Below are 23,589 nucleotides of genomic sequence, written 5' to 3'. Positions count from 1 at the left end.
TCGGACCGAGCGGTGGGCTCGGCCTCGTCCGGAAGGACCCTGAAATGTCTTCGGCTGACCATCATTCGGCCAGTGGTGCCGACCGCGAGGTACTGATCTGCGGCGCCGGAATCGCCGGCCTCGTCTTGGCGCACCGGCTCGCGCGAGGTGGGTTCCGGCCGACCGTTGTCGAGCGGGCCCCGACATTGCGCCGGGGCGGGAACGCCGTGGACCTGCGCGGGCCGGCGGTCGACGTCGTCGCCGAGATGGGGGTCTACGACGAACTCTGCGAGCGTGCGACCGGGTTGGCCGAGTTCTACCGCATCGACCCGGCGGGCAACCGCGTCGTCACCATGGCGCCCGAGGTGATCGCCGGCGACGTCGAACTCCTGCGGACCGAACTCAGCGCAGTGCTGTTCGCCGCGGCGCAGGACGGAATCACGTACCGCTTCAATGATTCCGTGGCTTCACTCGACGACGCCGGTAGCCACGTCGTCGTCACGTTCCGCGGTGGCCGGCGCCAGGATTTCGGCCTCGTCATCGGTGCCGACGGACTGCACTCGCATACGCGAGCCCTGGCTTTCGGACCCGAATCGGAATTCGTTCACCATCTGGGTTGCTACCAAGCGCACTTCACCGCCGACAACATGCTGAATCTCGAGCACGCCGGGTTATTGCTCAACAGGCCTGGGCGCACCCTCGGCTGTTACAGCGTGCACGGCAACCGCGAGATCGTCGTCGGCCTGTTCTTCGACTCGCCGCCGGTTGGCTACGATCGCTCTGACGCTGCGGCTCAACAGGTTTGGGTCAAGGAAGTTTTCACCGGCATGGGATGGCGGACGACGGAACTGCTCGATCGCATGGACCTCGCCGACGATTTCTATTTCGATTCCGTGGCCCAGGTTGTCGTGGCGCAGCCGTATCGCGGCCGCGTCGCGCTCGTCGGCGATGCGGCCTACAGTCCGTCGTTGTTGTCCGGCATGGGTGCGACCTTGGCGATCATCGGAGCCGCGGCGCTCGCCGACGAGCTGAACGCCACGCCCGACGATCACCTGCACGCCTTCAGTCGGTATCAGGAGCGGATAGCCGACATGATCGCCCTGAGTCATGAACTCGCGCGGGTTTCCCGGGGATGGTTCATTCAGTCGGCGGCAGACACCGGGCCCGGAGACGCGGTGTCCGCCGACGACCAGTCCGATGCCTTGCGGCAACGGGTTCTCGACGCGGCCAGGGCGGCCTGGGCGGACACGCGGGTCTAGAACTGCACGATCTGCCGCACCGCGCGGCCGTCGGCCAAGGCGTCCATCCCGGTGTTGATGTCGTCCAGCGTGATGGTGTCCGACACCAGCTTCTCGACCGGGAGTCGTCCCGCGCGCCACAGTTCGACGAAGCGCGGGATGTCCCGTGCGGGCACCGCCGACCCGAGATAGCTGCCGATCAGCGACCGGCCGTCGGCGACCAAAGCCAAGGGTGACAACGAGATTCGCGCATCCGGGTGCGGCAGCCCGACCGTTATGGTCTTGCCGCCCGGGGCCGTCATGCCGATCGCGGTGTCGAGGGCCGCAGGGTGGCCGGCGGCCTCGATCACCACATCGGCCTTGATGTCGCCGGGATCGGTGACGGCGTCGTGCGCGCCGAGTGCGCGGGCCTGGTCGAGTTTGTCCGGCAACCGGTCGACGGCGACGACGCGGACGTCGTCGTGCGCCAGGGCGGTGAGCATCGCGGCCATCCCGACCCCGCCCATGCCGACGACGGCGACCGTCTGACCGGGTTTCGGTTGACCGGCGTTGAGCACCGCGCCGCCGCCGGTGAGCACCGCACAGCCGAGCAGCGAGGCGACGACAGGCGGCACATCCGCGTCGACCGGCACCACCGATCGGCGATCCACCACCGCGTGCGTCGCGAACGCTGACACCCCGAGGTGGTGCAAAACCGCCCCGCCACTGCGAGATAGGCGGATATCCCCGCCGAGTAGCGTGCCCGCGCCGTTGGCGGCGCTGCCGGGAATGCACGGCGCCAGGCCGTCCGTCGCGCAGGACCGGCACTGGCCGCAGCGCGGCAGGAACGTCATGACGACGCGTTGCCCGACCGCCAAATCCGAAGTGCCACCGACCTGTTCGACGATGCCGGCCGCTTCGTGGCCGAGCAGCATCGGCACCGGGCGGACGCGGTTGCCGTCGACCACCGACAGATCGGAATGGCACAGGCCGGCCGCCTCGATGCGGACCAGCAGCTCGCCGTCGCCCGGGGCATCCAGGTTCAGCTCGCTGATGGTGAGTGGCTTCGATTCGGCGTAGGGGCGGGCTCGCCCGATCTCTTCGAGTACGGCACCGCGAATCAACATGTCCCCAGCCTGACAGACTGACCGGCATGGAGCAGGCACTGACCACCGCGGAATTTCCGGTGCACTGGCCCGTGCAGACCCGATGGACCGACAACGACATGTTCGGCCACCTCAACAACGCGGTCTACTACGAGCTTTTCGACACCGCGATCAACGCGTGGATCAACACCACACGCGACGTCGACCCGGTGGCCGCGCCCTGGCTCGGGGTCGTCGCCGAATCGGGCTGCCGGTACTTCGCGGAACTGAAGTTCCCGTCGCAGCTGGTGGTCGGACTCGCGGTGACCCGGCTGGGCAACAGCAGCGTCACCTACCGCACCGGGCTGTGGGCCGAGGGCGACAGCACGCCGGCCGCCGTCGGCAGCTGGGTGCACGTGTACGTCGACCGCGACACCCGTCGTCCCGTCCCGATCCCGGCGCCCATCCGTGAGCTGCTGGAGACCGCCGTCGTGCGTTGAGCCTGTATCGAGGGCGCGAAATGTCGAGAGACCTGCGCCGTCAGTTCAGGGTCAACGGACACACGCGCGGGATCGACGGCGCAGCGGCCTCGATATGCTCTGGCCCATGCCGATCGTGAGCAAGACCGTCGAGGTCGCCGCACCTGCAGCGCAGATTCTGGGGATCGTCGCCGACTTCGAGGCCTACCCGCAGTGGAACGAAGAAGTCACCGGCTGCTGGATTCTGCACCGCTACGACGACGGCCGGCCCAGCCAGCTCCGCCTGGACACCAAGATTCAGGGCATGGACGGCTCGTACATCCAGGCCGTCTACTACCCCGGTGACGGCCAGATCCAGACCGTCATGCAGCAGGGCAACCTGTTCTCCAAGCAGGAGCAGCTGTTCTCCGTCGTCGACCTCGGGACCAGTGCCCTGCTGACCGTCGACATGGACGTCGAGGTCGACATGCCCGGTATCCCGTCGATGATGATCAAGAAGGTCGTCAACGACGCGCTGGACCATCTCGCCGGCAACCTCAAGACACGCGCCGAGCAGCTCGCCGCCAACTAAGCAGGCCACAACCCGAGTTCGTCGAGCCTTCCGGTCAAGCGCTCGGCGGCGTCGTCGAACTGGCGTCGGGTCTGCCGGACGACCTCATCGATGTCCTTGTCCCGCAGGGCGGCAACCAATTCGCGGTGATTCGCCACGGTCGCGGCGCCCCACTGCGGATCGGTGGCGTAGATGCGGACCGGCAGATACCGGGTCGCGTGCAGCAGGAACCAGGCCAGCTTCGTCCGGCCCGCGGCGCGGTTGAACTCCTTGTGGAACAGGAACTCGGCCAGCGCGATCGCGTCTACGTCGCCCGCCGCGACGGCGTCGGCGAGTTCGTCGGTCAGCCGGTCGAGTTCGGCGATGACGGGTTCGGTGATCCGCCGGGCCGCATTCGCGGCGATCTCGGTGGCGATGGTGGCCTGCAGCCAGAAGATGTCGGCGATGTCGTCGCGGGTGAAGGCGGACACCACGTGGCCGCGGTTGGGTTCGAGCTCGACCATGCCCTCACCGCGCAGGGTGCGCAGTGCCTCGCGGACGGGCGTGATGCTCACGCCGAGTGCGGCCGCGGTCTCGTCGAGCCGGACGAACGTGCCCGGCCGCAGGGTGCCCGACATGATCGCCGCCCGGAGATGGGCCGCCACCTCGTCGGACAGCTGTTCACGCCGACGGGCCCGCTGGAGGCCGGGTAGCGGTTTCGCCGAGACGTTCACGGCAGTCCTTCTTGTCGGCGGGTAGAGCCACCCGGCGGTTGTCCGGATGGTGCGGGCGTCCTATTGTGACGGCGGCAACACTATATTTGATCAAATATCAGCATCGTTCGTCGCGATCACTCGAAGTCCGCTGCGATGCCGATCGAGACGCAGGAGCAGACCGTGTCACCCGCACCACTCGAGCAGCCGTATCTGGCCCGTCGGCAGAACTGGACGACGCACCTTGCCCGGCACGCCCTCATGCAGCCCGAAGGGACGGCACTGCGGTTCGTCGGCCACACGGTCACCTGGGGTGAGCTGCAGCGGCGCGTCACCAAGCTCGCGGGAGCGCTGAGCCGTCGAGGGGTCGGCTTCGGTGATCGCGTGCTCATCCTGATGCTGAACCGCACCGAGTACGTCGAGTCGTTCCTGGCCGCCAACCTGCTCGGCGCCATCGCGGTCCCGGTCAACTTCCGCATGACGCCGCCCGAGATCGCCTATCTGGTGCGGGACTGCGACCCGAAAGCCGTGATCACCGAGCAGGTGCTGGCCCCGGTCGCCACGGCGGTGCGGGAGCTGGAACCGTCGCTGGCCACCGTCATCGTCGCCGGCGGCGCCACCGAGGGAACCGTGCTGGGCTACGACGACGTCCTCGCCGAGGACGGCGCGCCTCCCGCGCCCGTCGACATCCCGGAGGACTCCCCGGCGCTGATCATGTACACCTCGGGCACCACCGGGTATCCGAAGGGTGCCGTGCTGACGCACGTCAACATCATGGGCCAGGCCATGACCAACCTGTTCACGATCGCGCCGGACATCAACAACGACGTCGGCTTCATCGGCGTCCCGTTCTTCCACATCGCCGGTATCGGCAACATGATCGGCGGCCTGCTCCTGGGTCTGCCGACCGTGATCTACCCGCTCGGTGCATTCGATCCCGGCGCGCTGCTCGACGTGCTGGAGGCCGAAGGCGTCTCGTCGATCTTCCTGGTTCCGGCGCAGTGGCAGGCCGTGTGCGCGGCACAGCAGGCCAAGCCGCGCGACGTGAAATTGCGCGTCCTTTCCTGGGGCGCGGCGCCTGCGTCGGACACTCTCTTGAGGGAGATGGCGTCGACGTTCCCGGGCACTCAGATCTTTGCTGCGTTCGGTCAGACCGAGATGTCGCCGGTGACGTGCATGCTGCTGAGCCAGGACGCGCTGCGGAAGCTGGGATCGGTCGGACGGGTCATCCCGACGGTGGCTGCCCGCGTCGTCGACGACAACATGAATGACGTTCCGGTAGGCGAGGTCGGGGAGATCGTCTACCGTGCGCCCACCCTCATGGCGGGATATTGGAACAACCCGAAAGCGACGGCCGAGGCATTCGCCGGCGGCTGGTTCCATTCCGGAGACTTGGTTCGCCAGGACGAGGAGGGTTACATCTGGGTCGTCGACCGTAAAAAGGACATGATTATTTCCGGTGGCGAAAATATTTACTGCGCAGAAGTAGAGAACATTCTGGCCGCGCATCCGTCGATTAGCGAAGTCGCGGTGATCGGTCGCCCACATGAAAAGTGGGGCGAGGTCCCTGTCGCCGTCGTTGCTGTGACGCCCAGTGCGAACGTTGATGGCGAAAGTGCCCTGACCCTGGCGGATCTCGACGATTTTCTGACCGAACGGCTGGCGCGCTACAAGCACCCGAAAGTGCTGGAAATTGTCGACGCTCTGCCGCGAAATCCTTCTGGCAAGGTTCTTAAAACGGAACTCCGCGAGCGGTTCGGTGATACAAGTGTGTCGTAAGCGTGGCAAGTGACGTCGCGCTGAGAAATTCGACCACCTGAGCGGAGGGCGGATGGGCCCATGTCGCGTTTGCTGAAACTGAACGCAATTATCCCTCAGTTGGGTCACGGGGTACGCGGTGTATCGGGTACAGTCCTGTGGTCCGTCTTACTACTCGGGAGTAGCGAGACGGAAATCACTCAGTTTGTGCTAGTGGCTAAGGAGGGGACGTGCCACGCGTGACGCCGCGGAACGGCCGCTTTCCGGAAGGGAAGGCTGATCGGTGACAGCCTCGGACAACTCCCTGGTCGGGTATCTCAAGGACCAGCTCGACAAGCCATTCACAAAAGTGGGTGGCTTCGTCAAGATGTGCATCCTCACTTTCAAGGCGCTGGTCTCGCGGCCATTCCAGTGGAAGGAGTTCATCCTTCAGTGCTGGTTCCTGATCCGGGTGGCGTTCCTGCCCACGTTGGCCGTCTCGATTCCTCTGACGGTGCTGATCATCTTCACCCTGAACATCCTGCTCGGTGAATTCGGCGCGGCCGACGTGTCCGGCGCCGGTGCGGCCCTCGGTGCCGTCACCCAGCTGGGACCGCTGGTGACGGTGCTCGTGGTGGCCGGTGCCGGTTCGACGGCCATCTGCGCCGACCTCGGCGCCCGCACCGTCCGTGAAGAGATCGACGCCATGGAGGTGCTCGGCATCGACCCGATCGAGCGCCTGGTCGTGCCCCGCGTGGTCGCCTCCACGTTCGTGGCCTTCATGCTCAACGGCGCGGTGATCATCATCGGTCTCGTCGGTGGCTACTTCTTCGGTGTGTACATCCAGAACGTCAACGCCGGCGCCTACGTCTCGACGCTGACGCTGCTGACGGGCTTCCCCGAGGTCGTGATCTCGGTGCTCAAGGCCACGGTCTTCGGCCTCATCGCCGGCTTGGTCGGTTGCTACCGCGGGCTCACCGTGGCGGGCGGTTCGAAGGGTGTCGGCACCGCGGTGAACGAAACGCTGGTGCTGTGCGTCATCGCGCTGTTCGCGGTCAACGTCGTGCTCACCACCATCGGTATCAAGTTCGGAACGCAGGCCGGGTAGCGACATGAGCACATCGACAGTTCTGCAAGGCCGGTTCCCGCGGGTCTTCTCCCGCGTCAAGGAATTCGGCGGCGCTCCGGGCCGCCTGCTCGCCAGCCTCGGCCACGTCGGCGTCTTCGTCGTGACGGCCGTCGGGCACATTCCGCACGCGCTGCGCTTCTACCGCAAAGAGGTCTTGCGGCTGATCGCCGAGGTCGGCATGGGCACCGGCGCTATGGCCGTCATCGGCGGCACCGTCGCCATCATCGGCTTCGTCACCCTGGCGGCGGGCTCTCTGATCGCGATCCAGGGTTTCGCGTCACTCGGCAACATCGGTGTCGCGGCGTTCACCGGCTTCTTCGCCGCCCTGGCGAACATCCGCGTCGTCGCGCCCGTCGTCACCGGTACGGCGCTCGCCGCGACCGTCGGGGCCGGCGCCACCGCCGAGCTCGGCGCCATGCGCATCAGTGAAGAGGTCGACGCCCTCGAGGTCATGGGCGTCAAGTCCCTGTCCTTCCTGGTGTCGACCCGCCTGATCGCGGGCATGGTCGTCATCATCCCGCTGTACGCGCTGGCGATCCTGTTGTCGTTCCTGTCGGCCCAGCTGGTGACCACGCTCTTCTACGGTCAGTCGGTCGGTACGTACGAGCACTACTTCCACACGTTCCTGCGCGTGGACGATGTGATGTGGTCGTTCCTCGAGGTCATCATCATGTCGATGGTGGTGCTGCTCAACCATGCTTACTTCGGTTACTACGCCAGTGGCGGTGCGGTCGGCGTGGGCGAGGCCGTGGGCCGGTCGATGCGCACGTCGTTGATCTCGAATGTCGTTGTCGTCCTGCTCTTCTCGTTGGCGCTGTACGGCACCGACCCGAACTTCAACCTGACGGTGTGACGCGATGACGAATCCACAAGCAACGCCGCCTGTCGCCGAAGGTCAGGTCCACGCGCCGCTCAACCAAGACCGCACCCCGCCCTACAAGGTCGTCGGCGTCGTGCTGGCGGTGATCTCTGCACTGGTTCTGGTGGTGGTCTGGTTCCAGTTCCGCGGCTACTTCGACACCAAGGCCAAGCTGTACGTGGTGTCGCCCCGGTCCGGACTGTCCATGGACCCGGGTTCGAAGGTCACCTACAACGGGGTGCCCATCGGCCGCGTGAAGCAGATCGACGTCATCGGCAAGGAAGACGACACGAAGGCTCGTCTGCAGCTCGATGTCGACCCGAAGTACCTCCCCCTGCTGCCCAAGAACATCAACACGAAGCTGCTGGCCACCACGGTCTTCGGTAGCAAGTACGTCTCGTTCACCTCGCCATCGGATCCCGAGAGCGCGCGGATCAAGAGCGGCGACACGATCGACGTCTCCAAGTGCTCGCCGCCGACGCCGGCCGAGGCCTGCGTCACCACCGAGCTCAACACCCTGTTCGAGACGATCACGGCGATCTCCGAGCAGGTCGATCCGATCAAGCTGAACGCCACCCTGACCGCCGCCGCACAGGCGCTGGACGGCCTCGGTGACAAGTTCGGGCAGTCGCTGGTCAACGGCAATGTCATCCTGGCCGACCTGAACCAGCGGATGCCGACCATCCGGCACGACACCAAGGCCCTCGCGGATCTGTCCGAGGTGTACTCGAAGGCCTCGCCGGACCTGTGGGACGGCCTGAAGAACGCGGTGACCACCGAGCGCACCCTGAACGACCAGCGCGGCACCATCGACGAGGCGCTCATGTCGGCCGTCGGCCTCGGCAACACCGGTGGTGACATCCTCGAGCGGGGCGGCCCGTACCTGGTCCGCGGCGCCGAGGACCTGCTGCCGACCTCCCGGGTGCTCGACAAGTACGCCCCCGAGCTCGACTGCCTGTTCCGCGGTTTCGCCGCCGGCGCGCCGGCCGCGGCCAAGGGCCTCGGCGGTAACGGCTACTCGCTGGTGACCCACACCGAGCTCGTCGGTGCGGCCAACCAGTACGTCTACCCGGACAACCTCCCACGGATCAACGCCTCCGGCGGTCCGATGGGACGCCCGGGCTGCTGGACGGTCACCAAGGACATCCTCCCGATGCCCTACATGGTGATGGACACCGGTGCGTCGATCGCGCCGTACAACCACTTCGGTCTCGGGTCGCCGTTCGCATCGGAGTACGTCTGGGGTCGTCAAGACGGGGAGAACACGATCAACCCATGAGCATCAAGGGCACGGCGTTCAAACTCGCCATCTTCTCCGCGGTCCTGCTGGCCTTCACGGCAGGCATCTTCATCGTGTTCGGTCAGTTCCGGTTCAGCCGGACCAACGAGTTCTCGGCGATCTTCACCAACAGCAGCGGTTTGAAGGCCGACCAGTTCGTGCGCGCCAACGGCGTCGAGGTCGGCAAGGTCACCGATGTCGAGCTGATCGACGGTGGCAGTAAGTCGAAGGTGCATTTCACCGTTGACAAGTCCCTGTCGCTCTACCAGGGGACCACCGCGCACATCCGCTACCTGGATCTGATCGGCAACCGGTTCCTGGACCTGCGCCGCGGTGACAGCAACCAGGTGCTGCCCCCGGGTGGCACCATCCCGGTCGACCGCACCGAGCCGGCTCTGGATCTGGATGCCCTGGTGGGTGGTTTCCGGCCGCTGTTCCGTTCGCTGGATCCGCAGAAGGTCAACACCATCGCCTCGTCGCTCGTCACGATCTTCCAGGGCGAGGGCGGCACCATCAACAACATCCTCGACCAGACGGCGTCGTTCTCCTCGACCATCGGTGAGCAGGACCAGGCCATCGGTGAGGTGATCAAGAACCTCAACACAGTCCTGGACACCACGGTCAAGCACCAGCAGCAGTTCGACGACACCATCAAGAACTTCGAGTCCCTGGTCACCGGGCTGAAGCGGCGCTCCGATCCGATCGCGGACTCGGTCGCGAACATCAGCAACGCCGCCGGCTCGCTCGCCGACCTGCTCGGCGACAACCGCGAGCTGCTGCACAGCACGCTCGGCTACCTCGAGACCACGCAGCAGTCGCTGGTCGACCAGAAGGAGCAGCTCAACGACACGTTGCAGAAGGTGCCTCAGGCGCTGAAGATCCTGGGTCGTTCCGGTGGTGTCTACGGCGACTTCTTCAACTTCTACGTCTGCGACATCGAGTTGAAGATGAATGGTCTGCAGCCGGGTGGCCCCGTGCGCACAGTCAAGCTCACCAACCAGCCGTCGGGAAGGTGCACGCCGAAGTGAGGTCCATAGAAGGATCCGATCGGGTCCGCAGAGGCATGATGGGTCTGGCGGCCGTCGTGCTCGTCACGGCCGTGGGTGCGTCGGTGACCCAGGTGCCGATGCTGTTCGCCTCGCCGACGTACTACGGCCAGTTCAGTGATTCCGGCGGCCTCGTGGTCGGCGACTACGTCCGCATCGACGGCGTCAACGTCGGCACGGTCAAGAGCATGGACATCGATCGCGACAAGGTGATCATCGGCTTCAACATCGGTACCAACACGATCGGCACCGACAGCCGTGCGCTGATCAAGACCGAGACCATCCTGGGCCGCAAAGCCATCGAGATCGAGGCCAAGGGCACCCACAAGCTGGCGCCGCGCGGCACGCTGCCGCTGGGCCAGACCTCGACGCCCTACCAGATCTACGACGCGATCTTCGACGTCACCCGGGCCTCGCAGGGCTGGGACACCAAGGTGATCAAAGAGTCGCTGAACGTCCTGTCCGACACGGTCGATCAGACGTCGCCGCACCTGATGGCGGCGCTGGAGGGCGTGCAGAAGCTGTCCGACACCATCGGCAAGCGCGACGAGCAGGTCCGCTCGCTGCTCGGCAACGCCAACAAGATCGCCACAATTCTCGGCGACCGCAGCGGCCAGGTGAATGCGCTGCTGGTCAACGCCCAGGCGCTGCTGCATGCGTTGAACCAGCGCGGCGAGGCCATCGGCCAGCTGCTGGAGCGGGTGTCGCGGGTGTCGCACCAGCTGAAGGCGACCATCGACGAGAACCCGAACATCAACCACGTCCTGGAACAGCTCCGGACCATCGGCGACATCCTGGTCGCCCGCAAGCAGGACCTGGCCGACACCCTGGTGTCGGCGGGCAAGTTCGTGGCCTCGCTGTCGGAGGCCATCGCCTCGGGCCCGTACTTCAAGGTCATGGTCGAGAACATCCTGCCGCCGCAGCTGATGCAGCCGTTCGTGGACGCCGCGTTCAAGAAGCGCGGACTGAACCCCGAAGACTTCTGGCGCAGCGCCGGTCTGCCGGAGGCGCAGTGGCCGGATCCCAACGGCAAGCGCTTTGCCAACGGTGCGCCGCCGCCGGCGCCGCCGAAGCTCGAAGGCACACCGGAGCACCCCGGTCCGGCGGTGCCTCCCGGCTCGCCGTGCTCGTACACCCCGGGACCGGGCGCCGATCCGTCGCCGGCCGATCCGCTGCCGTGCGCGCACGCGACGGTCGGTCCGTTCGGCAACAACCCGTTCGGTGGCAACTACGGCCCGCCGGATGTGGTGCCCTCTGCCCCGAACCCGGCCGGGGTTCCCACCGGCCCGGGTGTGCCGTCGGCAGCCTTCCCGGGACAACCGGCGGAGAACGTGCCCGGTACGCCGGTGCCGTTGCCGCCGGCACCCGTCGGTGCCCGGACGGTTCCGCTCACGCCGCAGCCCGGTGACAGTGACATCGCTCCCGGATTCGCTCCGATTCCCGGGCCGCTGATCGCGCCGCCGGCGCCGCCGGGACCTGGTCCCAACGCCGGTCCGGCCGGTACCGCGCCGTTGCCGGGCAACCCGCCGTTCCTCCCGCCAGGGTCGCAAGGATAGGGCCGCCACGATGTCGACTGTTTTCAGCATCCGAAACATCAAGAAGCCGAACCTGTCCAAGGGGACGGTCATCGGTGGTGCGATCGCGCTCGTGGCGATCGTGCTGCTCGGTTTCTTCGGTCTGCAGCTCTACCGCAAGATGACCACCACCACGGTGACGGCGTACTTCCCTGAGGTCCTCGCGCTGTATCCGGGCGACAAGGTCCTGATCATGGGCGTCGAGGTCGGTGCCATCGACACCATCGAGGCGCACGGCGACCAGATGAAGGTCGTCCTCCACTACTCGAATCACTTCAAGGTGCCGCAGAACGCGTCGGCATCGGTGTTGAACCCGAGCCTCGTCGCGTCCCGCGTGATCCAGCTGTCGCCGCCGTACACCGGTGGACCGGCGATGGCCGATGGTGCCGTGATTCCGAAGGAACGCACCCAGATTCCGATCGAGTACGACGAGCTGCGCAACCAGCTGACGCGCATCCTCGCCGAGCTGGGCCCGACCAAGGATCAGCCGAAGGGTCCGTTCGGCGACATCATCGAATCGTTCGCCGACGGCTTCGAGGGCAAAGGCGCTCAGTTCAACAAGACCCTCAAGGGTCTGTCGGATGCGGTGAACACGCTCAACACCGGCCGTGGCGACTTCTTCCAGGTGATCAAGAGCCTGGCGGTGTTCGTCGACGCCCTGCACAAGAGTGATCAGCAGTTCGTCTCGCTGAACAACGACCTGGCCTCGTTCACCAACAAGTTCACCAACACCGACCAGGAGCTGGCGTCGGCGCTCAAGGACCTCAACCAGGTCATGACGACGACCAGGAGCTTCCTGGACAAGAACGGCAGCGTGCTGGCCCACGACATCAACGATGTCTCCGAGGCGACGACGGCCATCCTGCAGCCGGAGCCGCGGGACGGTCTCGAACGGGCGTTGCACGCCTACCCGAACTTCCTGGCCAACCTCGAGAACATCTACTCGCCGGCCACCGGCGGCCTGATCGCCTCCGGCGTGCTGCCGGGCGTGACCAACTTCTCGAACCCGCTGCAGTTCATCTGCAGCTCGATCCAGGCCGGTAGCCGGTTGGGTTACCAGGACTCCGCCGAACTGTGCGCGCAGTACCTCGCGCCGGTGATGGACGCGATCAAGTTCAACTACCTGCCGTTCGGCATCAACATGGCGACCACCGCCATGACGCTGCCGAAGCTGGTCACCTACTCGGAGCCGCGGCTGCAGCCCCCGGGCGGGTACAAGGACACCACCGTGCCGGGTATTTTCTCCCCCGACACCCCGTGGTCGCATGGCCAGCACGAGGCAGGCTGGGTAACCGCGCCGGGTATGCAGGGCATCAAGGTGAGCCCGTCGACCCAGGACCTACTGACCCCCGAGTCGCTCAGTGAGCTCATGGGTGGACCCGACGCACCGCTGCCGACCGGCGGCGTCAACATGGCCGGTCCGCCGGATGCCTACAACGAGAGCAGCCCGCTGCCCCCGCCGTGGTACCCGCAGCCGGGACCGGTTTCGCCGCCGCGTCCGGGTAACGACCCGAGCCCGATGAGTGCCATGGCACCTGGGCCCGCCCCTGGACCGGCTCCGGCGCCCGCGCCGGCCGGACCCGCACTTCCTGCCGAAGTTGGAGGCCAATGATGACCGGGTCCATGGGGCCGAAGTCACCTTCGGCATCGCGACGCCGCGGTAAGTGGGCGCGCAATGCCCGCCGGGTCGGCGTGCTGTCGGCCGCGGCGCTGGTCCTCAGTTCGTGCGGCTGGCGCGGTATCGCCAACGTGCCGCTGCCCGGTGGTCCGGGCACCGAGGCCGGCCACTCGACGATCTACATCCAGATGCCGGAGACGTTGGGCCTCAACGCCAACAGCCGGGTCCGGGTGGCCGACGTGTTCGTCGGCCGGGTGCGGGCCATCGAGCTGAAGAACTGGGTGCCCACCCTCACCGTGGATCTGAACCCCGGCATCAACCTGCCGCGCAACGTGCAGGCCAAGATCGGGCAGACCAGCCTCCTGGGTGCCCAGCACCTCGAGTTGGACCCGCCGGCCGATCCGTCGACGCAACCGCTGCGCAACGGCGACACCATCGAGTTGAAGAACTCGTCGGCGTACCCGACCATCGAGCGGACGCTGGCCGGTATCTCCGGGATCCTCAACGGCGGCGGTGTGCCGAACATCGAGAAGATCCAGTCCGAGGTCTACAACATCCTCAACGGGCGCGCGGATCAGATCAAAGAGTTCCTGCACCGGTTGGACACCTTCACCGACGAGATCAATCAGCAGCGCGACGACATCACGCGCGCCATTCGCTCGAGCAACACGTTGCTGAAGGTCGTCGCGGATCGCAATGACACCCTGGACCGGGTGCTGACCGAGACGCCGCCGCTGATCGAGCACTTCAACAAGACCCAGGACCTGTTCTCGAACGCGGTGCTGGCGCTGGGCCGGTTGTCGAAGGCGTCGGACACCACGCTGTCGAACAGCAACGCGAACCTGCACACCAACCTGGCGACGTTGCAGCGGGCGCTCAAGCAGATCGCCAAGACTTCACCGAACCTGGTGCCGGCCATGAAGCTGCTGTTCACGCTGCCGTTCCCGATCGACAACATCCCGAAGGTCATCCGCGGCGACTACATGAACATCTCGCTGCACCTCGACCTGACGCTGAGTGCCATCGACAACGGCATCCTGACCGGCACCGGACTTTCGGGTATGGCTCGGGCGCTGGAGCAGTCGTGGGGCCGTGACCCGGCGACGATGATCCCGGACGTTCGATTCACCCCGAACCCGGCCACCGCCCCCGGCGGCCCGCGTGTGGAAAGGGGGGAGTGACCGATGCTCACCCGATTTCTGAAGATTCAGCTGATCATCTTCAGCATCGTGACCGTCGCGGCTCTGGTCGGGCTGTCCCTGGTGTACCTCAAGTTGCCGACCTACCTCGGCGTGGGCATGCACCGCCTGTACGCCGAACTGCCCAACTCGGCCGGCCTGTACAAGACCGCCAACGTCACCTACCTCGGCAACACCGTGGGCAAGGTGCTGGCGGTCGAACCGACCGCCAAGGGCGCCCGGGTGACCATGGACGTCGACAACGGGATCAACATCCCGGACAACGTCACGGCGAACGTGCACTCGGTGTCTGCGGTCGGTGAGCAGTTCATCGATCTGGTGCCGCCGGAGAACCCGTCGACGAAGTACCTCTCGTCCGGTCAGACGATCACCAAGGGGTCGGTGCCCAAAGAGGTGGGCCCGGCACTCGACGCGACGCAGAACGCACTCCAGGCCCTGCCCAAGGAGAAGATCGGGGCGCTGCTCGACTACACCGCGGAGGCGGTCGGCGGGCTCGGCCCGTCACTGCAGCACCTCGTCGACGGCACCCAGGCGCTGGCGGGGGACTTCAAGGACAACCTCGGTTCGGTCGACAACATCATCCAGAACTCGGCGCCGATCATCGACAGCCAGGTCAAGTCCGGTGACGCCATCTCGCGGTGGGCCCGGAACCTGAATGTGCTGGCCTCGCAATCTGCGCAGCAGGACGCGGCACTGCGCGGCGCCATCCAACAGGGCGCGCCCACGGCCGACCAGCTCAACGCCGTGTTCGGCGAGGTTCGTGACGCGTTGCCGCAGTCGCTGGCCAACGTCGAGATCGTGTTGGACATGCTCAAGCGCTACAACAAGGGCCTCGAGCAGGTGCTGGTGGTGCTGCCGATGGCCGGTCCGATCGTCGACTCGCTGACCGCGGTCTACGAGAAGGAACTCCCGATCAACCTGGCGCTGGGCATCAACCAGCCGCCGCCGTGCCTCACCGGCTTCCTGCCGGCGTCGCAGTGGCGTTCCCCGGCGGACACGTCGACGGCGCCGCTGGAGTCGGGCCTGTATTGCAAGATTCCGAAGGACGCCCAGAACACGGTCCGCGGTTCGCGCAACCTGCCCTGTGTGGACAACCCGGCCAAGCGCGCGGCAAGCCCCATGGAGTGCCGCGACAACAAGCCGTATGAGCCGCTGGGCACCAACCCGTGGTACGGCACGCCGGATCAGATCGTGAACTGCCCGGCTCCGGCGGCGCGTTGTGATCAGCCGGTCGACCCGGGCAAGGTGATCCCGGCGCCGTCGATCAACAACGGGATGAACCCGCTGCCGGCGAACATGCTGCCGCCACCGGAGCGGGCGTCGGCCCCGTCCAGCGACCCGGTCAGTGCGCCGGGCCAGGGCACAGTGGAGTGCAGCGGGCAGCAGCCCAACAAGTGCCTCTACACTCCGGCAGCAGGACCACAGGCCACCTACAACCCGCAGAGCGGTCAGGTGGTCGGACCGAACGGTGTGAAGTATTCGGTCAGTAACTCGAGCAACCCAGGAGACGACGGATGGAAGGAGATGCTGGCACCAGCCAGCTGAACCCCACCGATGAGCAGGACGTCACGTCCCCGGACGTGGTGACGACAGAGCCGTCTGCCGAGGAATCGATCGAGACGCCGGGCGAAACCGGCGAATCAGCGGGTGCGCAGCGCCCCGCCCGCATCGGGCGGGGCATCGCCCTGACGGTGTGCCTGGCGCTCGTGGTGCTGGCCGCCGCGGTCGGCACGGGCGGCTGGTTCGCGCTCAAGTCGCATCGGGAGAGCCAGGCGCTCGCGGCGAACGAGACCGCCGCCATCGCGGCGGCCAAGGACTGCGTCACGGCCACCCAGGCCCCCGACACGTCGGCCATGATCGCGGCACAGACGAAGATCATCGAGTGCGCCACCGGTGCGTATCAGACGCAGGCGTCGTTCATGAGTGGCATCACTCTCGAGGCGTACAAGGCCGCCAACGTGCAGGTGCAGATCGCGCAGATGCGGGCGGCCGTCGAGAAGCACAATGACGACGGGTCCATCGACGTCCTGGTGGCGGTGCGCGTGAAGATCAACAACAGCGCCGAGAAGGACAAGGAAGTCGGCTACCGGATGCGGGCGCAGATGGCACCGGTGGACGGGAAGTTCAAGGTGGCCAAGCTCGACCAGGTCACCTCGTGACGGTTGGTCAGGAGACGACGAGCGCCGAGGCAGTGAGCACGGGGTCCGACTTCGAAGCGGCACCGGTGTTGGCCTCATGGCCGGCGCGGGCCGGTGCTTTCGCGCTGGACGTCGTGCTGGGCGTGGCGATCATCGCTGTCATGGCCCTGCTGGGCTACGCCGCCCGGGCCGACTGGATGCTGTGGGTGTACGCGGCCGTGGCGACGCTGGCCGCGGCCGCGATCCTGGTGAACCGGTGGCTGCTGCCGTCGATCACCGGCTGGAGCCTGGGCCGCTCGCTGTTCTCGATTCGGGTGGAGCGGGTGCCCGCCGGTGTTCCCGCCGGTATGGGCCGACTGGTCCTGCGTGACGTCGCGCATCTGTTGGACACCGCCGCGGTGCTGCTGGGCTGGCTGTGGCCGTTGTGGGATCCGCGGCACCGCACTTTCGCAGATCTCTTGCTGCACACCGAAGTTCGCGTCGTACCGGCTCCCGAACAGGACCCCGGCCGGCGGGCCGGGCAGGTGCTCGTGGCCGCTGCCCTGGTCTGTCTGGCGGCAGTGGGGCTGAGCTACGGCGTGCAGTTCCGGCACGACCGCGCGGTCGACGAGGCGCGGCACCAGATTTCCGAGCAGGGTCCCAAGATCGTCGAGCACGTCCTGAGCTACGGGATCGACACGTATCAGAACGACTTCAAGACCGCCCAGGCGTTGGTCACCGACGGATACCGCGACCAGCTGATCAAGCAGCAGCAAGCGGTCAGCAAGAAGCCGACGACCAACCAGTACTACGCGGTGAGCAGCGCGATCCTCAGCGCCGGCACGGATCAGGCGACGATGCTGCTCGCGCTGCAGGGACAGCGCGGCGTCGATGCAAACACGCTGCGATTCATCACCGCCACCGTGCGCGTCGACTTCGTGAAGTCGCACGACGGCAAGTGGCAGTTGTCGAATCTGACGGTGCTCAAGAGCCCGCGGGGAGGACGCTGATGAGCCCGCGTCGCAAGATCGATGCCGCCGAGCGCTTCGTTGCCGGCGACTACTTCAAGGCCGCCGCGGCGGTGCCCCGGCGTGTGGTGCTGACGGTGATTGCCTGTGTCACAACGGTTTTGGTGCTCGCCGCGATCGCGGCCAGCACGTACCTGCTGGTCCAGCACGAGAAGGACGTGGCGAGTCAGGCCAAGTCGGCGGCCGTGCTGGGCTACGTGAAGGAGTTCATGAGGGGCTTCACGGCGGTCGACCCGTTCCACGCCAACGCCTACGTCGAGAAGATCGCGGGGCAGTCCACCGGCGAGTTCGCCAAGCAGTTCAAGGACAAGCACGACCAGATTCTGATGCAGGTGGCGCGCGCGCAACCGGCGGAGGGAAGCGTCGAGGACGCGGGCGTCGGGCGGTGGAACGACGACGGCAGCGCGGACGTGCTGATCGCGATGAAGCTGACGACGACGACGCCGGACGGCAATGCGACCGTGGAAAGTGGCTCGCGTTGGGTGGTAACGGCTACGCAGGAAGGGCAGCAGTGGAAGATCAGCCGCATGAATCCGGTGATGTGACCCCCGGGGAGTCTGTGGCCGATGCTCCGCAGGGGACGGCCGAGGCCCCGCAGGGGACGGCCGACGCCCCGCAGGGCAAGGCGGCCCGCCGCCGGCACCGTCTGCCCCGGCAGAAGACCGTCGACGCCGCGGCCGCTGCGGACGCCACCGCTGACGCTGCAACCCCGGCCGAAAAGGCTGCTGACGCGCCGGCCGAGGAAGTCGCCGAGAAGCCGGAAGACGTTGCTATACAGGAAGATTCGGGCAGCGAAGCGGCTGACGCGGTAGCCGGGGAGAAGACCGAAGCGGCGCCCGTGGTGCTGGTGCCCCATCGCCCTGCCGGGCGCCGGCTGCTGGCCGCGGGTGTCGTGGCGGGGGCCCTGTTCGTCGGTGCTGCGGCGTTCGCGGGTGCCGCGGTGCAGCCTTATCTGGCCGATCGCGCCCTGGTCCAGAACAAGTTCGAGGTCGCCAAGATCGCTGCCGCGGCGGTGACGACGTTGTGGTCGTACTCGCCCAACGACATGGACAAGCTGGCGGACCGGTCGCAGCAGTATCTGGCCGGCGGTTTCGCCGAGGAGTACCGCAAGTTCGTTGATTCGATCGTCGCCAGCAACAAGCAGGCCCAGGTCACCAACCAGACCAAGGTGATGGGCACAGCGGTGGAAAGTATCAGTGCAAATGAGGCCACTGCGATCGTCTACACCAACTCGGTCGCGACCAGTCCGCTGACCAAGGGCATCCCCTCGCTGCGGTACCTGTCATATCGGCTGACCCTGAAGCGTTCCGGCGCTGATTGGAAGGTCAGCCAGATGAGTGCCCTGACCAAATTGGATCTGACGCCCCAGATCTAGCGGCAGCCGATATTTTGCGCGTTTGCCTGAATTGACGCGCGCTACCTGTCAGCACACTGTGAATCGGCTGTGCCGAGGTGGCGGCGAAGCGCAGCACGGTTCGACTGCATGTGCCGAGTATGGCCTGAATCACGTCTGGACCTGCAGCAGCTGCGCATCACAGTGACCTTCGGCGTCAATATCCAGCGGGGTCCTGCCCGTGATGCAGTGTCGGCCCGAGCCGCATCCAGCAAACAATTTTCGCGAGATGAAAATTAGCTGACTTCACGGTCTTCGCCGCGCTGTGCGGGCTCCGTTCACCCGTTTGCCAGATCTGGGAAAGCGGCAGGTCAAGGTGCGTGTTGGAGCTGCGATGCATTAATGTTACCGTCCGGTTGATAACCGATTGTGGCGGCTGAGGGGACGGGGCAAATGGCTGTTACGCATCTGGCTGGGCGGGTTCAAGCAAAGCGGGCGGCATTGCTGGGTGCGACTGTCGCAACAGCTACCGCAATGACGGTGACGGCCTCGGTGCCGAACGCCCCGACGCCCCGGGTGGTGCCGTCGTCGCACTCGGCCGTCAACCTGTCCGCGTTCACCACGCCGTTCCCGAAGCCGGGCGTCCTGCCCGACATCACCTTCGGCGTCGGCAATGCCGCGTACAACCTGGCCCAGGGCGGCGTCGAGGCGCTGTTGCCGCCGCTCGTCCAGGCGCTCAGCGGCATCGGCGGCCTCAGCGGGCTGAACCTGACCAACCTCATCAACCAGCTGCCGAAGAATCTGCTCAGCCAGATCCTCGATGCACTGCCCATCAAGCTGACGCCGCTGCTGAGCGCCGCGCTGGGGCCGCTCATCACCGGTGCGCTGGTTCCGCTGCTGAATGGGCTGGGCATCATGGACGCCCAGGGCAACGTGACGCTCAGCGGTCTGCTGGACATTCTGGGCATCCACCTCGACAACATCCTCGACCTGAGCGACTTGAACGTCCCCGGCGTCAACATCGTCACCGCCGGTCCGGTGTTCACGCTGCTGAAGATCGCCGGTCTGGACCTGGGCTGGACCCCGGGCACTGCGAACGCGATCGCGAACGAGATCAACAACACCGAGTACCTCGATGTCGGCGCGATGGGCCTGCTCGACACCGTGTTGGGCCGGGCCGGGCAGCTCCCGGTGCTGGGGCCGCTGGTCACTGCGCTGAAGCTTGCTATCGACACCGTCGGCGGCGCCATCGGCCTCGACAAGCTGGACCTGATCGACGTGCGGGTGCCGTTGTCCGTCGGCTTCGGACTCGGCGCGTTCTCCATGGGACAGGCGTACTCGAAGGTGCTGGCGGACCTGGCGAACCAGCCGGGTGGGGCCAATCATGCGGGCCCGGTCCTCGGCAGTCTGACCGTCCTGCCCATGATCCTGCTGAACAACCTGGGCCGCGCCAACGGCGGTCTGCTGGCGCGCTTCTACCCGATCGGCGACCTGCTGGGCATCAACCTGATCACCCCGGACGTGCACGCCGCGAACAGCGGTGGCATCCCGCTGCTGAACACCGGATTGGGCATCGGCGGCGCGAACCTGCTGCCGATCAAGGTCGACGCGACCCTCGAATACCAGCCGTTCTCGGACCTGGCCGCCTGGCCCAACCCGTTCAGCCTGGCGAACAACCTGGTCGCCGGCACGCTGCCGACCTACCTGCTGCGCGGCATCTCGACCGCCACCCTGACCAACCAGCTGACCACGCAGCTTGGCGCCCTCACCGGCGGCCTGCTGACCGGAAACCCGTTGGCCGTCAACATCTATCTGACGATCCCGACCAACACGTTGCCGTTGATGGAACCGATGTACCTCACCGGTGACGTGCTCAACATGGTCAGCTTCGGGACGCTGGGTTCGCCCATCTACAAGCTGGCCAACGCACTCGCGCCGGCCATGACCAGCCTGGTGAACCTGGGCTACACCGACGTGGTCCGCAACCCGGACGGCACCTACAGCCGCACGCTGAACGACCCCGGCACCCCGACGCCGTTCTTCTCGTTCCCGAATGTCAACTGGCAGAAGGTGCCGGCGGACATCATGAACTCGCTGGTGGCGGGATTCAAGAAGGAATTCTTCAGCGCCAACCCGACGGATGCACCGGACAACGCGGTCGAAGCGCTGATCAAGCTGCTCACCGGCGGCAAGCTCGGCAACTTCAACCCGCTGGGCGGCCTGGCGGGCACGGTCCAGAACCTGCTCAAGGGCGTGCTGGGTACCGTGGGCGGCCTCACGCAGGGCGCGACCGTCAACTCGCTGGCGGCCAAGGAGGGCGTCATCAGCTCGACGGCCGCGACCGATATTCCGTCGACCACGCCGAAGCTGGCGCCGCTGTCGGCCGGCCTCACCGGCCTCAGCGGTTCGAAGAAGGACGGCAAGCAGGCCGCCGATCAGACGGCCGGCGAGAAGGACAAGACGGCCGAGGACAAGACCGGCACCACGCCGACCGTCGAAGATCCCAAGACCGATCCCAAGACCGACCCGAAGTCCGAGCCCAAGGCGGAAGACACCAAGACCGACCCGAAGACCGACCCGAAGTCCGATACCAAGACGGACACCGAGCAGTCTTCGGGCAAGCACGCCGCGGCAGAAGGCACGCCGTCCACGCCGGACAGCGGCAAGAAGCCCAAGCACGCCGCCGACGACGCGGACGGCACGTCGACCGCGGGCAAGGACAAGAAGGCCGACAAGCCGGCGAAGACGGACAAGGCCGCCAAGGACAAGTCCGACAAGACTGCCAAGGCCGACGCGTCGACCAAGACGGACGCGCCTAAGACCAAACGGCAGAAGAAGGATGGCGCCGCGAAGTCGACCGCCGCGAGCGGCGGAGCCTCGGCCGCACACGCCGGCTGACATACGGCAACAGGGACGCCCGACGCGATTTCGCGTCGGGCGTTCTTGTCTGTCCGACGCGTTGAGTGCGAACTGAGGCCGCGAAAGCTCGAGTGCGGGTGTGCGTAGGTGCCCGGTCGACGTGGCCGGTGTGCCGGGCCCGCGTGCGAAGCACGAGGCGAGTCAGTCGACTGGCGCCAACGACAACGGCGACGAGCAGCCGGCCCAGGAGCCACAGGCACAGACCGAGACACACCCCGATGCCGAGCCCGAGGCAGAAGAGCCCGACACCGATACGAAGGCCGATCTTCAGGCCGATTCGCAGGCACGCGGGGAGACGTTCGATCTCGAGACCGGTCACGGTGGGTCGGTGCCGGCGCCGGATGGTGAGGAGGGCGAACCGCGCCAGGCCGCGGGCGGACACGGAGCGTCCCGGGCCGGCCGCGCCAAGATCGAGAAGGAGTCGAAAGACGTTGGCGCCAAGGGCGATTCCGGTGCCGACAACGGCACCGGTGGATGGGCGGCTCGGCGCCGTGCGCATCAAGCGAAGCCGAGCCAGCCGGGTAGCGCGCGCTCTCTTGAGTCGCACAGCACTGCCGGGGTGTCGCAGGACCCGCGTGGTGTACCGGATCCGGCCCAGCGGCCGCCGGTGTCGCGGCGCAGCACGATGGCGGAGGAACCGCCGCCGTCGAGGAGGATGGCGGTGTCGCTGCCGAGTCCCCGGAACAGGTCCTGGATTTGGTCGGGTGTGTGGCTGCCGCCCTGGAAGATGTACATCTCGTCGCGGCTGCGCACATAGCCCAGCGCCGTGCGGGCTGCGCTGGGGCCGCCGTCGTTCAACTGGCCGGTGTCGCCGGGTGCCAGCAGGCCGATGCCGCTGACCGCGACGAACCGGGCGCCCTGGTTCACCAGGTTGTTGATCGGGCCCGTTGCGGCATTGAAATCACTTGTGCTGCTTGGGGTTATCATGTACGGCGCGCCGTCGGACGGGATGATCATGGTGCTCAGCGCCGTCCACACCTCGTTACCGCCGGACAGCCCCTGCTTGCCGGCGTAGGGGATGGTGCCGGTGACGGCGGCGTTGGCGCGGCCCTGGCCGCGGGTGTTGTCGACATAGGCGCCCAGCGGCGAACTGCATCCCGTCGAGGTCCACGACCCGCCCTGCTGGCCACGGATGTCGAAGAAGTTGGCGTTCACCGCGATGGTGGGCCGGCCCAGTGCCTGCCACGCCTCCAGTGGAGTGAAGACCTCGGAGGCCTGCAATAGTCCCTCGGCGGTGCGGGCGCGGGGATCGCGTTCGCAGCGGGACTGGATGCCGCGGTGGGAGTCGACGAGCAGGCGCGGGTTCATGCGCTGGGACGCTGCTTTGATGACGAGTAGGTGCCCGCCGTTGCCCGACTCGTACCAGTTGCCCGCGGCGTTGAGCAGCGGCGCGGGGTGGTCGCCACCGAAGTTGTAGACCAGGAAGCTGCCACGGTAGTTGGTGATGGCGTTGACCAGTAGCGAGCGGCCGTCGGCAGCATGGGCTGCCGGTATTCCGATGGTGCCGACCAGGCCGGCGCACAGGGCCAGAAGCGTTGTGCGCCTGAGGATCTTCCGTGCGCGACGGAACGTGTCGCGTCGGGTATCCGGCCCGAGAAACGACATTGTGGCCCTTTCTCCGGTCTGATACAACGACCTTCAGCGTAGCCACAGCAAACACTCTGTCAACTTTGGTCACGTCCGAATCACGGGGTGATGACGGATGAATCACCTTGGTGGACAGAGCAATTGGCCCCGCCCCGACCACGG

The 23,589-nt window shown here is 66.5% G+C and carries 20 protein-coding genes; 17 read left to right on the top strand and 3 right to left on the bottom strand.

Features of this window, described 5'->3' with window-relative positions; genetic code table 11:
* The first annotated feature begins 44 nt into the window (after positions 1-44).
* Complete coding sequence (locus tag QRN63_RS07290) at positions 45-1,238, top strand: FAD-dependent monooxygenase (protein ID WP_285030175.1); 1,194 nt, start codon at positions 45-47, stop codon at positions 1,236-1,238.
* On the opposite strand, the gene QRN63_RS07285 is transcribed toward QRN63_RS07290, so the two are convergent.
* A complete protein-coding gene (locus QRN63_RS07285) occupies positions 1,235-2,323 on the bottom strand; it encodes an alcohol dehydrogenase catalytic domain-containing protein (RefSeq protein WP_285030174.1) in 1,089 nt (362 codons plus the stop codon). The genes QRN63_RS07290 and QRN63_RS07285 overlap by 4 nt on opposite strands.
* A gap of 26 nt (positions 2,324-2,349) precedes the next feature.
* On the opposite strand from QRN63_RS07285, the gene QRN63_RS07280 reads away from it, so the two are divergent.
* Complete coding sequence (locus QRN63_RS07280) at positions 2,350-2,781, top strand: acyl-CoA thioesterase (RefSeq protein WP_267320037.1); 432 nt, start codon at positions 2,350-2,352, stop codon at positions 2,779-2,781.
* 106 nt (positions 2,782-2,887) lie between these two features.
* Entirely contained in the window at positions 2,888-3,331 is a 444-nt protein-coding gene (locus QRN63_RS07275) for an SRPBCC family protein (protein WP_064858619.1), read from the top strand.
* On the opposite strand, the gene QRN63_RS07270 is transcribed toward QRN63_RS07275, so the two are convergent.
* Positions 3,328-4,023: a GntR family transcriptional regulator gene (locus tag QRN63_RS07270; RefSeq protein ID WP_267320039.1), complete on the bottom strand. Its 696-nt coding sequence runs from the start codon at positions 4,021-4,023 to the stop codon at positions 3,328-3,330. The two genes, QRN63_RS07275 and QRN63_RS07270, sit on opposite strands and share 4 nt — an antisense overlap.
* Before the next feature lie 135 nt (positions 4,024-4,158).
* Between QRN63_RS07270 and fadD5 the strand changes: the two genes are divergently transcribed.
* The 14 genes from fadD5 to QRN63_RS07200 all read left to right on the top strand — a co-directional run bounded on the left by fadD5 (position 4,159) and on the right by QRN63_RS07200 (position 21,819).
* Entirely contained in the window at positions 4,159-5,781 is a 1,623-nt protein-coding gene (gene fadD5, locus QRN63_RS07265) for a fatty-acid--CoA ligase FadD5 (protein WP_267320040.1), read from the top strand.
* Positions 5,782-6,043: 262 nt separating this feature from the next.
* The gene (locus QRN63_RS07260; protein WP_020103356.1) at positions 6,044-6,847 is read left to right on the top strand and encodes an MlaE family ABC transporter permease; all 804 of its coding nucleotides are present in this window, start codon (positions 6,044-6,046) and stop codon (positions 6,845-6,847) included.
* A gap of 4 nt (positions 6,848-6,851) precedes the next feature.
* A complete protein-coding gene (locus tag QRN63_RS07255; protein ID WP_020103357.1) occupies positions 6,852-7,721 on the top strand; it encodes an MlaE family ABC transporter permease in 870 nt (289 codons plus the stop codon).
* A 4-nt stretch (positions 7,722-7,725) separates the two neighbouring features.
* Positions 7,726-9,006 carry an MCE family protein gene (locus QRN63_RS07250; protein ID WP_267320042.1) on the top strand — a complete coding sequence of 427 codons (1,281 nt, stop codon included), beginning with the start codon at positions 7,726-7,728 and terminating at the stop codon, positions 9,004-9,006.
* Positions 9,003-10,034: a virulence factor Mce family protein gene (locus QRN63_RS07245; RefSeq protein ID WP_267320043.1), complete on the top strand. Its 1,032-nt coding sequence runs from the start codon at positions 9,003-9,005 to the stop codon at positions 10,032-10,034. The genes QRN63_RS07250 and QRN63_RS07245 overlap by 4 nt, the downstream gene beginning before the upstream one ends.
* Positions 10,031-11,608 carry an MCE family protein gene (locus tag QRN63_RS07240; RefSeq protein ID WP_285030172.1) on the top strand — a complete coding sequence of 526 codons (1,578 nt, stop codon included), beginning with the start codon at positions 10,031-10,033 and terminating at the stop codon, positions 11,606-11,608. Before QRN63_RS07245 ends, QRN63_RS07240 begins: the two co-directional genes overlap by 4 nt.
* A gap of 10 nt (positions 11,609-11,618) precedes the next feature.
* Entirely contained in the window at positions 11,619-13,238 is a 1,620-nt protein-coding gene (locus QRN63_RS07235; RefSeq protein ID WP_285030171.1) for a virulence factor Mce family protein, read from the top strand.
* Entirely contained in the window at positions 13,238-14,425 is a 1,188-nt protein-coding gene (locus QRN63_RS07230; RefSeq protein ID WP_267320046.1) for a virulence factor Mce family protein, read from the top strand. The genes QRN63_RS07235 and QRN63_RS07230 overlap by 1 nt, the downstream gene beginning before the upstream one ends.
* Before the next feature lie 3 nt (positions 14,426-14,428).
* On the top strand, positions 14,429-15,988 hold the full coding sequence (locus QRN63_RS07225) for a virulence factor Mce family protein (protein WP_267320047.1): 1,560 nt from the start codon (positions 14,429-14,431) through the stop codon (positions 15,986-15,988).
* Entirely contained in the window at positions 15,958-16,602 is a 645-nt protein-coding gene (locus QRN63_RS07220; protein ID WP_285030170.1) for a hypothetical protein, read from the top strand. Before QRN63_RS07225 ends, QRN63_RS07220 begins: the two co-directional genes overlap by 31 nt.
* Positions 16,599-17,570 carry an RDD family protein gene (locus QRN63_RS07215; protein ID WP_285030169.1) on the top strand — a complete coding sequence of 324 codons (972 nt, stop codon included), beginning with the start codon at positions 16,599-16,601 and terminating at the stop codon, positions 17,568-17,570. Before QRN63_RS07220 ends, QRN63_RS07215 begins: the two co-directional genes overlap by 4 nt.
* Entirely contained in the window at positions 17,570-18,133 is a 564-nt protein-coding gene (locus QRN63_RS07210; RefSeq protein ID WP_267320050.1) for an Rv1363c family protein, read from the top strand. The genes QRN63_RS07215 and QRN63_RS07210 overlap by 1 nt, the downstream gene beginning before the upstream one ends.
* A complete protein-coding gene (locus tag QRN63_RS07205) occupies positions 18,100-18,963 on the top strand; it encodes a mammalian cell entry protein (RefSeq protein WP_285030168.1) in 864 nt (287 codons plus the stop codon). The genes QRN63_RS07210 and QRN63_RS07205 overlap by 34 nt, the downstream gene beginning before the upstream one ends.
* 492 nt (positions 18,964-19,455) lie before the next feature.
* On the top strand, positions 19,456-21,819 hold the full coding sequence (locus tag QRN63_RS07200; RefSeq protein ID WP_285030167.1) for an alpha/beta hydrolase family protein: 2,364 nt from the start codon (positions 19,456-19,458) through the stop codon (positions 21,817-21,819).
* A 519-nt stretch (positions 21,820-22,338) separates the two neighbouring features.
* On the opposite strand, the gene QRN63_RS07195 is transcribed toward QRN63_RS07200, so the two are convergent.
* The gene (locus tag QRN63_RS07195) at positions 22,339-23,445 is read right to left on the bottom strand and encodes a phosphodiester glycosidase family protein (RefSeq protein ID WP_267320053.1); all 1,107 of its coding nucleotides are present in this window, start codon (positions 23,443-23,445) and stop codon (positions 22,339-22,341) included.
* Positions 23,446-23,589 lie beyond the last annotated feature (144 nt).

The organism is Mycolicibacterium sp. lyk4-40-TYG-92 (assembly GCF_030209435.1).
Lineage (GTDB): Bacteria > Actinomycetota > Actinomycetes > Mycobacteriales > Mycobacteriaceae > Mycobacterium.
Note: the sequence above shows the minus strand (reverse complement) of the source record. Positions and strands in the feature narration are given on the sequence as shown.

Excerpts from the sequence above, each read along its gene's own strand:
- QRN63_RS07250 (WP_267320042.1), top strand. The coding sequence starts at position 7,726 with ATGACGAATCCACAAGCAACGCCGCCTGTCGCCGAAGGTCAGGTCCAC.
- QRN63_RS07210 (WP_267320050.1), top strand. The coding sequence starts at position 17,570 with ATGAGCCCGCGTCGCAAGATCGATGCCGCCGAGCGCTTCGTTGCCGGC.
- QRN63_RS07245 (WP_267320043.1), top strand. The coding sequence starts at position 9,003 with ATGAGCATCAAGGGCACGGCGTTCAAACTCGCCATCTTCTCCGCGGTC.
- QRN63_RS07275 (WP_064858619.1), top strand. The coding sequence starts at position 2,888 with ATGCCGATCGTGAGCAAGACCGTCGAGGTCGCCGCACCTGCAGCGCAG.
- QRN63_RS07280 (WP_267320037.1), top strand. The coding sequence starts at position 2,350 with ATGGAGCAGGCACTGACCACCGCGGAATTTCCGGTGCACTGGCCCGTG.
- QRN63_RS07235 (WP_285030171.1), top strand. The coding sequence starts at position 11,619 with ATGTCGACTGTTTTCAGCATCCGAAACATCAAGAAGCCGAACCTGTCC.
- QRN63_RS07220 (WP_285030170.1), top strand. The coding sequence starts at position 15,958 with ATGGAAGGAGATGCTGGCACCAGCCAGCTGAACCCCACCGATGAGCAG.
- QRN63_RS07290 (WP_285030175.1), top strand. The coding sequence starts at position 45 with ATGTCTTCGGCTGACCATCATTCGGCCAGTGGTGCCGACCGCGAGGTA.
- QRN63_RS07195 (WP_267320053.1), bottom strand. The coding sequence starts at position 23,445 with ATGTCGTTTCTCGGGCCGGATACCCGACGCGACACGTTCCGTCGCGCA.
- QRN63_RS07230 (WP_267320046.1), top strand. The coding sequence starts at position 13,238 with ATGACCGGGTCCATGGGGCCGAAGTCACCTTCGGCATCGCGACGCCGC.
- QRN63_RS07285 (WP_285030174.1), bottom strand. The coding sequence starts at position 2,323 with ATGTTGATTCGCGGTGCCGTACTCGAAGAGATCGGGCGAGCCCGCCCC.
- QRN63_RS07200 (WP_285030167.1), top strand. The coding sequence starts at position 19,456 with ATGACGGTGACGGCCTCGGTGCCGAACGCCCCGACGCCCCGGGTGGTG.
- QRN63_RS07225 (WP_267320047.1), top strand. The coding sequence starts at position 14,429 with ATGCTCACCCGATTTCTGAAGATTCAGCTGATCATCTTCAGCATCGTG.
- fadD5 (WP_267320040.1), top strand. The coding sequence starts at position 4,159 with ATGCCGATCGAGACGCAGGAGCAGACCGTGTCACCCGCACCACTCGAG.
- QRN63_RS07255 (WP_020103357.1), top strand. The coding sequence starts at position 6,852 with ATGAGCACATCGACAGTTCTGCAAGGCCGGTTCCCGCGGGTCTTCTCC.